Source organism: Tundrisphaera lichenicola, from assembly GCF_051175385.1.
In the GTDB taxonomy this organism is placed as follows: domain Bacteria; phylum Planctomycetota; class Planctomycetia; order Isosphaerales; family Isosphaeraceae; genus Tundrisphaera; species Tundrisphaera lichenicola.
The window spans coordinates 6,045,489-6,058,086 of the sequence record NZ_CP195106.1 but is presented as its reverse complement, the minus strand read 5'-3'; the positions used below and the strand labels follow the sequence as shown (position 1 = coordinate 6,058,086).

Below are 12,598 nucleotides of genomic sequence, written 5' to 3'. Positions count from 1 at the left end.
CCCAACTTGACGAAGCTCCAGTCGTCGGCAAAGATCAATGAATCTCACTTCGCGCGAGAACCCCACCGCGTCCTGAGGGTCGTGGGCGTCGGGCCGAGCCTGGACTTGGCCCGAGACGACCGATATCGTCCCGAACCTCGGACCCGTCTCCCATCGAGATAAAGAGGGACGCATGCCTCGTCGACTGATACTCGCCTGCCTCGCCCTGACGCTGGCGATCGGCACGGCCCAAGCCCAGGTCCGCTACGGCAACGATGTCATCCCGACTCGCCCGGAACTGGCCCGCGTGAATCTCGACCTCAAATGGGTCGGCGTGGTCCCCCTGCTCGGCCCGGAAAAGCTGACCCAGCTCAGCATCGATGCCGGGATGCTCTTCGCGCAGACCAACTCCGCGAATTTCTACGCCTATAACGCCGAATCCGGCCAACTCCTCTGGACGACCCACCTCGGACGGGTGACGGTCCGGGCCCAGGGTGTCGCGGTCAACTCGACTATGGTCTTCGTCAGCAATTCCAATCAGCTCTACGCGCTCGATCGAGCGACCGGGCGACAGGTTTGGTCGCAAAACCTCACCGATAACGCGTCGAGCGCACCGACCGCCAATGACGATTACGTGATGCTCGGCACCGCGGACGGCAAGCTCGAAGTGTTCGACGCCAAGGATGGCAAGATCGCCTGGAACATCCAGACCAACGCCAAGGTTTCGTCGCGTCCGATCATCGCCGGGCCGGTCGTCGCCTTCGCCAGCGAGGACAAGAAGATCTACCTGTCCCGGACCGAGCGATCCAAGCTCTTCTGGCGATTCGCCACCGGGGCCCCGGTCGTCGCGCCTCTGGCCTCTCACGGGACGCGAACTCTCCTGGCCACCTCGACCGACAATAGCCTGTTCGCGATCGACCTGTTCACCGGCGTCGGACTCTGGAACTTCGCCACGGGTGCCCCAGTCGAACAGGAACCGATCGTGGCCGGTGACGATATTTTCGTCGTCAACAAGGATGGGATGTTGACCTCGGTCGACATCAGCAACGGCCTGTCCCGCTGGACAATTTCGACCCTGGGTGGCCGATTCATCTCGGTGAGTGGCACCAAGATCTATCTCGAATCTCACGACGACGACCTCATGGTCGTGGATCGGAAGACCGGCAAGATGATCTACGACCCGGCGATGACGCTAGGCCGGGCGGGGATCGATCTTCGAGAATACTCCCTGGGGGTGACCAATCGTTTCGACGATCGACTCTACTTCGGGACCTCTCACGGGCTGATCATCTGCCTCCGCGAGATGAATCAGGTCGAGCCCCTGCCCCTCCGCGATCCCAACGCCAAACCGTTCGGATATATCCCGCCCGAAGGGTATGACATCTCAGTCCCGGTGACCCCGCTCGCGAACCCGACCCCGGTCGAGGAAACTGAGCCCAAGTAAGCCCCCGAGTCTGACCGGAATCCCGAGAAACGAGCGAGCCCCGTCGGTCAGGACCAGGACCCGAATCGATCGGGTTTTGAGGTCCGGGCCGACGGGGCTTGCTGATTGGAAGCTCAATCACCCGAGTAGGATCTGACTGGAACAGTTATCGGCTATCGCCGACGACGCCCGTCGGCTTCATCGCGAATGGGGATGGGACAGGGCTTGGGGCGGTCGGAGGCGAGAATCAGGCGAAGGCCACGGACGAAGTCCGTGACGACACCATCTACGCATCGGTCGACCAGCTTGGTGATGGCCCCGAATCCGGTCATTACTCGTCCTCCCTTCAATCAGGATCTAACCTGACGGCGCTGGAAGAGGTGCGGGGCCGCGATCGACTTCGAGATCCCGATAAGAGTAGTGTAGGCTACTCGTCGGCTGAGGCAACCCGTTACTCCCCGAGGGATTGAACGGGATGCCGCCAGAGGGAATACGTCGGTCGGGGCCCGAAGGATCGTCGATTCTCGGAATTCCGGGACCTTTCCCGATCGAGGAGGGATCCCGGCCCCTGTCGGACAGTTCAAGGGATCGGTCGGACCAGTCCGGGAAATCAGTCCGGTCGAAAATCGGCCCGAGACGGCCAGAGAGCCCGGCACCGATCCCTCAGGAGGAGTCGCCTCATGCCCTCGGTCCGATCGCTCGCCCTGGTCGTCCGGGCCTCGGACGTCTTCGAGACCAGCACCGTCGCGACCCTGTTCACGCGCGAGCTAGGGAAGGCCTCGGGGCTGGCCAAGGGGGCCCGTCGACTCAAGTCGCCGATGCAGGGTGGGCTTGACCTCCTGGGCGTTTCCGATATCGTGCTGCTGCACAAGGCGTCCGAGGCGCTCGACCTGATCATCGAGGCCGTGCCCGTCGAACGCTTTGAGCCCCTTCGCCGCGACCTGGCGGCCCTGTATGCCGGCTATTACATCGCCGAGCTGCTGTCGGACCTGACCGACTTCCACGATCCTCACCCTCGGCTCTTCGACGCGGCTCTGGTGACGCTCCGGCATCTGGGCGACCCGGGATCGAGGCCCAGGCGTGTGTTCCGGTTCGAGCTGGCCTGCCTCCGCGAGCTGGGCCTGATGCCGGCCCTGGATGACTGTGCCCATTGCGGGGCCCCGGTCATCGCGACGGGCGAGGCGTTCGCGTTCGGCCTGGCGACCGGAGGAGTGCTCTGCCCCGACTGCCGACCCGGCCAGCCGCACGTGGCGACCCTCTCGGGGGCGACCCTCGCGGCGATCCGGGCCCTGGCGGCCCCCGGCCCCTCCTGGCGGGAGCTCGACCTGACCCCGCATGCCCTGGCCACGATCCGAGCGACCCTGGGTGCGGTCATCAGCCACTCGATCGGCCGACGCCCCCGACTCCTGCCCTATCTCGGAGCCTGAACGATGCCCATGTCCCCCTCGAACCTCCGACGCCGAAGCCGCGACCTGCTCCGGGCGGTGCGTCGCGGACTGTCGATTGCCGCCATCCTGGCCGCGACCGGCGGCGGGTCCGAGGCCGGGGTGATCGCCGACTGGATCGCGAGCCGGGTCGCCCCGTCTTCCTACTCCGCCGATTCCGACTCGAAGGACGGGAATCTGATGTCGCGGTGGCTGACCCGCGACAAGACTCCTTTTGCCTCGGGCTCGATGGCCTCGAATTCGGTCTTCCTGGGGCAGCACGGCTGGGAGAAGACCAAGGCCGCGCCCGACCCGCAAGCCGAGGCCGAGTTCGCCGTCGCCAAGAAACTCTTCGACGCCGGGAACTACGCCCAGGCCGAGCCGCTCCTCCAGAAGATGGCCAACCGCGAGATCAAGAAGGGCGGCCCCTGGGGGGAGAAGGCGCAATATTACCTGGCCGAGACCCAGTTCCGCAGGCAGTTGTACGTGAAGGCCCACGACAACTTCGAGATCCTGATCAAGAAATACCCCGGCACCGATTACGTCGACGAACTGGTCCAGCGAGAATTCCAGATCGCCCAGTTCTGGCTCTCGTCGGAGGATCCCAAGGCCAAGCCCCTGCCCTGGAAGGCCCGGCTCGACGGCCGACTCCCGATGGTCGATGTCAGCAGCTACGCCATCAAGGCGCTCGATCACGTCCGTCTCCACGACCCGACAGGCCCCCTGGCCGACGACGCCGCGCTCCGGACCGCCGACCACTATCACACCGCGGGTGATTTCGAGACCGCTTCCGTCTATTACGATCAGCTCTTGACCGAGCACCCCAAGAGCCCACTCCGCGAGCGGGCCCAGCTCTCCAGCATCGACGCCAAGATGAAGGGCTACATCGGCCCCGAATACGACCTGAGCACGCTCGACTCCGCCCGGGAGACGGTCCAGCGCTCCATGGCCGAGTTTCCCGAGCGCCTGGCCAGTAACGGCGACGGCCTCTACCATACCCTCGACCTGATCAACGATGCCGCCGCCGAGCACGAATTCACCACCGGCATGTATTACGTCCGGGCGATGAAGCCGATCTCGGCCGAGTACCAGTTCGGCCTGGTGATGGCCCGATGGCCCAAGAGCAAGTGGGCCGGGCAGGCCAAGGTCGAGATGGCCAAGATCGCCAAGGCCCCCCGCAAGGCCAGCGTCCCCAGCCGGATCATGACCCAGCCCGGTGCCCCCGACCCCAACAGCATGAACAACGCGGCCGGCGGTGCGGGGTCCAGCGGCAGCGGGATCGGAGGCCTCGGCGGCGGCGGTACGGGGTCGCCGTACTGATCCGGGGCGAGGTCCTTTGCCCCGCATGGTCACGGTCGCTCGGCGAGGTCCGACAAGGAGGTTGGGTTCATGAGAAGCGTCCACCCGCGATCCCGGGCGATCGGCCTGGTCCTGAGCCTCTGCCTCGCCGCGATGTCGCCCGGCTGCGGGATGACCGGCTACAGCATCCGGCCCCCCTACGACACCCGGATCAAGACCGTCTACGTCCCGATCTTCAAGTCGATCACGTTCCGACGCGACGTGAACCTCCAGCTCACCGAACTGGTCATCAAGGAGATCGAACGACGGACCCCCTACAAGGTCGTCGGTCGACCCGAGGACGCCGACTCGACGCTCGACGGGACGGTCAACTTCTCCGACAAGAACGTGATCGTCGAGAACCCGTTCAACCTCCCGCGCCAGTTGACCTCCACAATGATCGTCGTGGTCACCTGGACCGACAACAAGGCCGAGAGGAAGGAAAACCCCAACCCCGCCGTGATCGCCGAGACGTTCAACTTCTACCCCGAAATCGGCGAGACCTCGCAAGCCGCCTTCTACCGGACCTCCGAGAGGTTGGCCACCCAGATTGTCAACATGATGGAAGAACCCTGGTAAGCCGGTCGGGTCTCGGCGGACAGAAGCACTGTTAAGTAGCCCTCGTCCTCGCGATAATGAACCCGATCGATCTACGCTCGCCCAAGAGGGCGAGAGTGGGTCCGTTGGGTTCGTTTTTTCCAGCGATCGAGAGGCCGAGCTTGGGTTCGTTTTTGCTCACATCCGGACGGCTTGGGAGCCGGATGCAGTCCTTCGGGCGAAACGAACCCAATGGCCACCCCCAAGGCCGGAGGCTTCCATGACACTCTGGACGGGTCGAGGCCTGATACTCGCCGATTCCTCCGGAGTCCGCGTGATGGGAATCCTCAACGTCACCCCCGACAGCTTCTCCGATGGGGGGCAGTCGGCCACCCTGGATGATGCGATCCGAACGGCCGAGCGGCTAGTGGCCGAGGGGGCCGACATCCTGGATATCGGAGGCGAGTCGAGCCGGCCGGGTGCCGAGGTCGTCCCGGTCGAGGAGGAACTCGCCCGGGTGATACCGGTCGTGGAAGCGATCGCAAGTCGCTTCTCGGTCCCGATCTCGATCGACACCGCCAAGCCCGAGGTGGCCCGACGGGCGCTCGACGCCGGCGCGGTGATCATCAACGACATCCGAGGGCTCGACGATCCCGAACTGGCCGAGGTCGTGGCCGGCTCGCAGGCCGCGGTCGTCCTGATGCACATGCAAGGCACCCCCCAGACCATGCAGGACGACCCCCATTACGACGACGTGGTTCGCGAGGTGGTCGAGGACCTCGAACGGCGGGTCGATCGGGCCGAGGCCCTCGGGATCGCCCGAGAACGGATCGCGATCGACCCGGGGATCGGGTTCGGCAAGACCTTCGAACACAACCTCGAACTGCTCCGGAACCTGGAAGCGTTCGCCCGGATCGGTTGTGCCCTGCTGGTCGGCACGTCTCGGAAGGGATTCCTGGGACAGATCACCGGCCGCCCTCGGAATGATCGAGCCGTGGCCTCGGCGGCCTCGGCCCTCGCCGCGGTCGCGGGGGGCGCCGGGATCGTCCGGGTCCACGACGTCGGGACGACCGTCGACGCCCTCCGGGTCTGGGCGGCTCAGCGTGGTGTCTGAGCTTCGAGGGTCATTGATAAAAGCCGCGTCTCTCCGAGGAAATCTCCGCCGATGAAGCCGACCATCCGAATTCTGTCCTACTCCATGGCAATCGTGATCCTTTGCTGGGGGCCTGCCCCGTCGAGGGCCGACGAGAAGCTCGAAGGAATCGCCTGCCGATCGGTCCACCTCGGCTATCCGGCCCCCGAGGGAGTCGCATTCTCCACCGAAGTCGAAGTCCTCCAATCTGCCCCCGGGACCTTCGTCATGGCCTGCGGCTGGAACAAGGGGTATTTCGGCCTCCAGGAGCTGGCCGACGGCAAGAAGCTTCTCCTCTTCTCGGTCTGGGATTCCGAGCAAAATGACCCCAAGGCCGTCGTGGAAGACCGGCGAACCAAGCTTGTCGAGAAGGACGAGAAGATGCGGATCGGCCGGTTTGGCGGCGAGGGGACCGGCGGTCAGGCCTTTTACGACTATCCCTGGGAAGTCGGCAAGACTTACCGGCTCATGGTGGCCTCGAAAGTCAAAGGGCAGCGGACCGAGTACTCGGGCTACTTCTTCGAGCCCGAGCAAGGTCGCTGGAAGCTTTTGGTCACCTTCTCGACCGTGACCGGCGGGAAGGATCTCGGCGGGTACTACTCGTTCCTCGAAGACTTCCGCCGGAATCGAGTCTCGGCCACCCAGGTCCGACGGGCTCGATTCGGGAAGGGGGTAGTCCGCGATCGCGAAGGGAAGCTCCAGCCCCTCACCCAGGCCCGATTCACCGCCGACGCCAATCCGGTCACCAACATCGACGCAGGAATCGAGGACGGCCGGTTCTTCCTCGCCACCGGGGGCGAGACCCGGAACGAGGGAGCGAAACTCCGCGAGATCATCAAGCTGGGGTCCGAAGGCCCAGTCAGCCTTCCCGAAGATCTCCCTCTCCCCCGTCAGGATTGATGATTGACCAAGTTGCCGAGTTGACCCGCTTCAAGACTATCCGTGGATCAGAAGGCCCGGCCATGAATATCGCAGTCGAAATTGCCGATCCCCTGCTGGCCGAATGCCGAGCAATGGCCGATCGTGCCAAGATCGCGTCGAGGCAATTGGCGCTGGCACCGGGTTCGGCGAAGGATGGGTGGCTGAGGAAGTCGGCGGCGGCGATCCGGTCACGATCGGCCGAGATCCTGGAAGCCAATGCGCGGGATGTCGAGGCTGCGCCTGGTCTGGGGCTGAATGCGGCGGCGGTGGATCGCCTGCGGCTCGACCCGAAGCGGCTGGAAGGGGTCGCCTCCAGCCTGGAGGCGGTCGCCGCCCTGCCCGACCCGATCGGCGAGTTGATCACTTCCAGCAAACGGCCCAACGGTCTGGACGTCAGCCAGGTCCGCGTCCCGCTCGGGGTCATCTTCATGATCTTCGAGAGTCGTCCCAACGTGACGGTCGACGCGGCATCGCTTTGCGTCAAGAGCGGGAACGCGGCGATCCTCCGAGGGGGCAAGGAGGCCATCCACTCGAACCGGGCGCTCCATCGGGTCCTGGCCGATGAGCTGGAGCCGAACGGCTTGCCCAGGGACTCGGTCCAGTTGATCGAGACGACCGACCGGGCGGCGGTGGGGCACCTGCTGGGCATGCCCGACCGGATTGACCTGGCGATCCCCCGGGGCGGCGAAAGCCTGATTCGTCGGGTGGTCGCCGAGGCGAAAATGCCCGTCTTGAAGCATTACGACGGGAACTGCCACGTCTACGTCGACGCCGAGGCCGACCTAGCGATGGCCGTGAAAGTGGTGGTGAACTCGAAAGCCCACCGACCCGGAGTCTGCAACGCGGCCGAGACCTTGCTGGTCCATCGCGAGGTCGCCGCGAGGTTCCTGCCGATGGTGGCCGACGCCCTGGGAGCCAGGGGGGTCGAACTCCGGGGCGATCCCGCCACTCGCGAAGTACTCCCGGCAATCGTGGCCGCCGAGCCGTCGGACTGGGACACCGAGTATCTCGACCTGATCCTGGCCGTGGGGGTGGTCGACTCCATCGACCAGGCGATTGCCCACATCACGAGGCATGGGTCGGGCCACACCGAGGCGATCCTCACCACGAACCTCATCGCGGCCCGACGCTTCGTGGCCGAGGTTGATTCCTCGGCCGTCGTCGTCAACGCCAGCACCCGGTTCAACGACGGTGGCCAGCTTGGACTCGGGGCCGAGATCGGGATCAGCACCGACAAGTACCACGCCCGAGGCCCCTGCGGCCTCCGGGAGCTGACCAGCACCAAATGGATCGTCTACGGCGAAGGTCAGATTCGCGAATAAGTGGCTGGTTTCACGTGAAACGACCGAAGGGCGTCCGATCTCAGGATGAGGTCCGACGCCCTTCGGCGTTTCCGCCAGAGTCTGATCGAAGGTCAACGATTGGCGATCTCGCGGGCCTTGCGGGCCAGCTCCAGAAATTCCTTCCGGTATCCCCCTCGGTCGGGACCGAGCGCCCCGGACGCGACTTCGAGCAGGCCATCCCAGGTGAGGGTTCCCTTGTAGGGAGAATTCCTCAGCAGCATCCCGAATCCCGCGACCGAGGAGGCGAATCGGAAGTCGGTCGAGGCTGCGGCAAAATCGAGCCCTTCATCCAGGGCCGGGGTGGTGAGGAGTTTGCTGACCTCGCCATCCGGGGCCTTGTACCGGAGCTTCACGTTCAGGAGGGTGGAGTTCCCCTTGGCGGCCTGCTGGGCGAGCTTCGAAGCCTGGAGCTTCTGGTTCTGGGCCAGATCGCCCCCCTGCCCCGGCGGGACGACCTCGTAGAGGGCGGTGACGCAATGCCCCGCCCCGATCTCTCCGGCATCTTTCTTGTCGTCCTCGAAGTCCTGGGCCTGGAGCAGCCGGTTCTCGTAGCCGATCAGTCGGTAGGCCGAGGCCTTCTCGGGGTCGAACTCGACCTGGATCTTCACGTCCTTGGCGATGGTCACGAGCGTCCCGCCCATCTCCTCGACCAGGACCTTGCGGGCCTCGCTGATCGAGTCGATGAACGAGTATTGCCCGTTACCCTTGTCGGCCAGGCCTTCGAGCTTGTCGTGCTTCACGTTCCCCTGGCCGAAACCCAGGACGCTCAGGAAGACGCCCGTCTGCCGCTTTTCCACGATCAGGTTGTCGAGCGCGGGGCCCTGGGTGACCCCAACGTTGAAGTCCCCATCGGTGGCCAGGATCACCCGGTTCGTCCCCCCCGGGATGAAGTTCCGGACGGCCACGTCGTAGGCGAGCTGGATCCCCTGCCCTCCGTTGGTCGAGCCGCCGGCCTGGAGCTGTTCCAGGGACGAGAGGATCTCGGCCTTCTGATCAGCCCGGGTCGAGTCGAGGACCAGGCCCTCGCGGTTGGCGTAGACCGCGATCGCCACCCGGTCGTTCTCCCCGAGTTGATCGACCAGGAGTTTCATCCCGGCCTTCAGGAGCGGGAGCTTGTCGATGTCGTTCATCGACCCGGACACGTCGATCAGGAAGACCAGGTTGCTGGGAGGCCGTTGCTTGGAATCGAGCTCCCGCCCTTTCAGGCCGATCCGGACCAGCCGATGCTCGGCATCCCACGGGGCCCGAGCGACCTCGCAACTCACCGAGAACGGCTCGTCGCCCCGAGGGGCCGGGTAGGCATACGGGAAGTAGTTGACCAGTTCCTCGATCCGGACCGCGTCGGGGGGAGGGCTGGTGTTCTGGTTCAGGTAGCGTCGGACGTTCGCATAGGAGGCGGTATCCACGTCGATAGAGAAGGTCGAGAGCAGGTTCTCGGCGACGGAAAGGAACGGGTTGTCCGAGATCGCGGCGAAAACATCCCCCTGAGCCTTGGCTTCCTGCTCCTGCACTTCCTGCCGGTTCGCCGCCAGATCGTTGAGGTCCTTGGCCTTGTCGCGAGATTCCGGTATCGCGGCTACGCCTGCCATCAGTTTTTCGCGGCGGACCTCTTGCTTCTTGAGATCGACGCTAGCAAGGCTATCGGGCGTCACTTCTTTCCGGGCCGCTTCGAGTTCTCGGGCCGCGGAGGGCACCACGGCGTTTGGTGGTCCGTTGACAGCGCCGGAAAGTGGAGCCCGACTCATGGATCGACCGAGGTTCTCAGCGAGAATAGGATTCGGTGAGGGTGCAGCCTGCGGGACCGGCTTGGAGGGGTTTGGCTGACCCGGCTTCTGACCGGACATGGCAAAGCCGTAGGATCGTGACTGTGCTTGTCCTTGCCCCTGTGCTTGTCCTTGCCCCACGCCCTGTCCCTGTCCCAGTCCCCCGAAATGTGCTTGCCCCGCTTGCACTCCCCCGTATCCGAACGGAGGTTGATCGGCGGGAGCGACCGCACCGGCCTGGCCAGGATAACCCAACGAGTTCGGCTTCATTTCAAGACCGAGAGCTGGAACTGGAGCATGAGGGGGTGGTTCGGGTTGATCGCGTCGGCTTCGAACGTTGGAGTCGAAGGAGGGCTGAGGGGAACGACCTCGCTCCTTGCGCGCATACCGATCGCCGCCCGCCCTCAGGTCGCTGAGCGAATCGGGCATCGAGGCAGAGTCTGGAGTACTTGGCGAGAGCGTGGCCTGGGGCCTTACCTTCGAGAACAACTTCCCTCCAAGATCGTTCGATTTCGAGGTGGCGGGGTCCCAGCCCCTGGGGCCGGCGTTGGAGGCCTGGATGTTATCCGTTTCGAAGGTCGCCCGCGGCTCGGTCGACATGGCAAGTTCGGTCCTTGGCTTCCCACCCATGAGGAGCCAGGGGAGGGTCAGGCTGGCCGAGAGCCCGAGCAAGGAGGCGGCGATCGCGTAACCGATCCATCGAGGCTGGGGTTTCGGGTCCGGCAAGGGCTCGGCCGTCAGGCATGTTTCGATCGCCCGGTGATGTTCGGGGGCGAGACGCGGACCATTCTCGGCTTGCAGGGTCTCGGAGAGGAGCCGGGCGGTCGCTCGGATTTCCTCGACGAGGGCTCGGGATTCGGGATCGTTTTCGATGAGGGCTTCCACCTCGGGCCGGTCGATTTCATCCAGCTCGCCGAGGGCGAAGGCGGTCAGGCGGGGGTCGTCGGGCGCGTTAGGCATGGTCGGCCTCCTCTGTTCAGGCTTGGGCCTTGGCCGGGGGGGCGTCGGCGAGTTGTCCGCGAATGGTCTTCAGTCCGACGTGGATCAGATAGCCGACGTTGCCGACGCTATACCCGCTGATCCGGCTGATCTCCTGGTAGGAGAAGCCGTTCTGAAACTTCAGGCGGATCACCTCGCGCTGGCCGGTGGGGAGGGTGTCGAGAAGGTGCATCACGCGGGCGGTCGACTCGCGACGCTCGACGACCTCGGTAGGTCCGGGGTCGGGGCTGGTCCGGATCTGGACCTGTTCCTCGCTCAATTGGGTCATCCGACTCTCCTTCCTCAGGACGTCGAGCGCCCGATTTCGACAGACCGTGAAGAGCCATTCCGCCAACCTCGGCTCGATCTGGGATCGATCTTGCGAGCAGAGGCGGAGGAATGAGTCCTGGACCACGTCGCGCGCCGACTCGGCGTCGCCGAGGAGCCTGGCGGCGTAGAGGGTTAACGGGCCTTCGAATCGCTCGACGGCGGAGCGAATCCAGGCGGGGTCGATGTGGATGGGCGTTCCCGTCATGCGGCCTGCTCGCCGGGGGATCGTGTCGCGTTCATCTTGATGACGGGCGAGCATCGCCCTTCTTGGGGAATAGCCCGATTTTTCCCGAGAATGGATTGGGCCTACGCGAGCAAGGCAATCCGGAGAGACGACTTACGGCCGGAGTTCCAGGTGATATTGCGGAGCGAGTTCGAGGATTCGCTCCATCTCTTCGGGATCATCGGGCGGGGGCTGGGCCGGGTCGGAGACGGGGTGCCCCACCTTTTCCCAGAACTCATCGAGACCCGCCGGGGCCACGGTCAGGAGGACGCGACCCGGAGCGTGTCCCGCGTTCCGGAAGGTGTGAAGGACCCCCCGAGGGACCCGGAGGAAAGTCCCCGGGCCCCCCTCGATGGACTGATCCTCGTACTGGAACGAGAAGTTCCCTTCGAGGACGAAGAAGCATTCGTCCTCGGCATGGTGGATGTGGGGAGGAGGCCCCTGCCCCTCGAAGACGGTTGCCTCGACGATCGCGTAGGCCCCGGCCGTGTCTCGACCACGAGCCTTGAAGGTGTAGATCGAGCCGAGGACCCAGAGCGCGAGCCCGCCACCGGGTTCGAGCCGGTGGGCGATCGGGGAATGTTCGCCGGGTCGCTCGGTCATCGGAATCCTCCTCAGTTGGCACGTCCCAGGTAGTCGCCGGTCTCGGTGTTCACGCGGACCTTGACGCCCGATTCGAGGTGCTCGGGCACTTGGATCACGTGCCCGGTCGAGAGCGTGGCCGGCTTGGTCCGTCCCGTGGCCGAGTTCCCCCGGACTCCCGGTGCGGTCTCGGTGATGTCCAGCTCCACGGTCTCGGGGATCTCGATCCCGATGACCTCCTCGTCAACCACGAGTGCGTCGACCCCTTCCATGTTCTCGGTCATGAACGGGGCGAAGTCTTCCACGTCCTCGGGCCTGAGCGAGAACTGGTTGAAGTCGGCCGAGTCCATGAAGTGGTAGCCGTCGGGGTCGCGGTAGAGGAACTGGACCGGCCGACGCTCGAAGCTCGACTCGTTCAGCCCTTCGGTCCCCTTGTACGACTTCTCCACTCGGTTCCGGGTCTTGAGGTTCCGTGCCTTCACCTTGTAGAGGGTGGCCGCCCCCCGGGCCGAAGGGCTCTGGACCTGAATATGCTCGATCATGTGCGGGGCGCCGTCGATCTCGACGACCATCCGACGTTTGAAATCCTTGGCGGGCACCACGGCGCGTCATCCTCGATGAGTAT

11 protein-coding genes are annotated in these 12,598 nt (G+C 64.9%); 7 read left to right on the top strand and 4 right to left on the bottom strand.

The window, feature by feature from the left end:
• The first annotated feature begins 172 nt into the window (after window positions 1-172).
• The 7 genes from P12x_RS23825 (at window position 173) to P12x_RS23795 (ending at window position 8,076) form a co-directional block, all read left to right on the top strand.
• Window positions 173-1,423 (top strand): PQQ-binding-like beta-propeller repeat protein, encoded by a 1,251-nt coding sequence (locus P12x_RS23825; RefSeq protein ID WP_435007477.1) that lies wholly within the window; start codon window positions 173-175, stop codon window positions 1,421-1,423.
• Window positions 1,424-2,082: 659 nt separating this feature from the next.
• Window positions 2,083-2,829, top strand: coding sequence for a DNA repair protein RecO (gene recO / locus P12x_RS23820; RefSeq protein ID WP_435007476.1), 747 nt, complete (start codon window positions 2,083-2,085; stop codon window positions 2,827-2,829).
• A gap of 3 nt (window positions 2,830-2,832) precedes the next feature.
• On the top strand, window positions 2,833-4,146 hold the full coding sequence (bamD, locus tag P12x_RS23815) for an outer membrane protein assembly factor BamD (RefSeq protein WP_435007475.1): 1,314 nt from the start codon (window positions 2,833-2,835) through the stop codon (window positions 4,144-4,146).
• A gap of 69 nt (window positions 4,147-4,215) precedes the next feature.
• A complete protein-coding gene (gene lptE, locus P12x_RS23810) occupies window positions 4,216-4,743 on the top strand; it encodes an LPS assembly lipoprotein LptE (protein ID WP_435007474.1) in 528 nt (175 codons plus the stop codon).
• A gap of 238 nt (window positions 4,744-4,981) precedes the next feature.
• On the top strand, window positions 4,982-5,815 hold the full coding sequence (gene folP, locus P12x_RS23805) for a dihydropteroate synthase (RefSeq protein ID WP_435007473.1): 834 nt from the start codon (window positions 4,982-4,984) through the stop codon (window positions 5,813-5,815).
• 51 nt (window positions 5,816-5,866) lie between these two features.
• On the top strand, window positions 5,867-6,733 hold the full coding sequence (locus tag P12x_RS23800; RefSeq protein ID WP_435007472.1) for a DUF3472 domain-containing protein: 867 nt from the start codon (window positions 5,867-5,869) through the stop codon (window positions 6,731-6,733).
• A 62-nt stretch (window positions 6,734-6,795) separates the two neighbouring features.
• Window positions 6,796-8,076, top strand: a complete 1,281-nt coding sequence (locus P12x_RS23795) for a glutamate-5-semialdehyde dehydrogenase (RefSeq protein ID WP_435007470.1) — start codon at window positions 6,796-6,798, stop codon at window positions 8,074-8,076.
• 92 nt (window positions 8,077-8,168) lie between these two features.
• Here P12x_RS23795 and P12x_RS23790 read toward each other — a convergent pair whose 3' ends face one another.
• The 4 genes from P12x_RS23790 to P12x_RS23775 all read right to left on the bottom strand — a co-directional run bounded on the left by P12x_RS23790 (window position 8,169) and on the right by P12x_RS23775 (window position 12,572).
• Window positions 8,169-10,820, bottom strand: coding sequence for a YfbK domain-containing protein (locus P12x_RS23790; protein WP_435007469.1), 2,652 nt, complete (start codon window positions 10,818-10,820; stop codon window positions 8,169-8,171).
• A gap of 16 nt (window positions 10,821-10,836) precedes the next feature.
• The gene (locus P12x_RS23785; protein ID WP_435007468.1) at window positions 10,837-11,373 is read right to left on the bottom strand and encodes an RNA polymerase sigma factor; all 537 of its coding nucleotides are present in this window, start codon (window positions 11,371-11,373) and stop codon (window positions 10,837-10,839) included.
• A 132-nt stretch (window positions 11,374-11,505) separates the two neighbouring features.
• Entirely contained in the window at window positions 11,506-11,994 is a 489-nt protein-coding gene (locus P12x_RS23780; protein ID WP_435007466.1) for a cupin domain-containing protein, read from the bottom strand.
• Between the two features lie 11 nt (window positions 11,995-12,005).
• On the bottom strand, window positions 12,006-12,572 hold the full coding sequence (locus P12x_RS23775) for an elongation factor P (RefSeq protein WP_435007464.1): 567 nt from the start codon (window positions 12,570-12,572) through the stop codon (window positions 12,006-12,008).
• Window positions 12,573-12,598: the final 26 nt, after the last annotated feature.

Excerpts from the sequence above, each read along its gene's own strand:
- P12x_RS23785 (WP_435007468.1), bottom strand. The coding sequence starts at position 11,373 with ATGACGGGAACGCCCATCCACATCGACCCCGCCTGGATTCGCTCCGCC.
- P12x_RS23825 (WP_435007477.1), top strand. The coding sequence starts at position 173 with ATGCCTCGTCGACTGATACTCGCCTGCCTCGCCCTGACGCTGGCGATC.
- recO (WP_435007476.1), top strand. The coding sequence starts at position 2,083 with ATGCCCTCGGTCCGATCGCTCGCCCTGGTCGTCCGGGCCTCGGACGTC.
- bamD (WP_435007475.1), top strand. The coding sequence starts at position 2,833 with ATGCCCATGTCCCCCTCGAACCTCCGACGCCGAAGCCGCGACCTGCTC.
- P12x_RS23780 (WP_435007466.1), bottom strand. The coding sequence starts at position 11,994 with ATGACCGAGCGACCCGGCGAACATTCCCCGATCGCCCACCGGCTCGAA.
- folP (WP_435007473.1), top strand. The coding sequence starts at position 4,982 with ATGACACTCTGGACGGGTCGAGGCCTGATACTCGCCGATTCCTCCGGA.
- lptE (WP_435007474.1), top strand. The coding sequence starts at position 4,216 with ATGAGAAGCGTCCACCCGCGATCCCGGGCGATCGGCCTGGTCCTGAGC.
- P12x_RS23790 (WP_435007469.1), bottom strand. The coding sequence starts at position 10,820 with ATGCCTAACGCGCCCGACGACCCCCGCCTGACCGCCTTCGCCCTCGGC.
- P12x_RS23800 (WP_435007472.1), top strand. The coding sequence starts at position 5,867 with ATGAAGCCGACCATCCGAATTCTGTCCTACTCCATGGCAATCGTGATC.
- P12x_RS23795 (WP_435007470.1), top strand. The coding sequence starts at position 6,796 with ATGAATATCGCAGTCGAAATTGCCGATCCCCTGCTGGCCGAATGCCGA.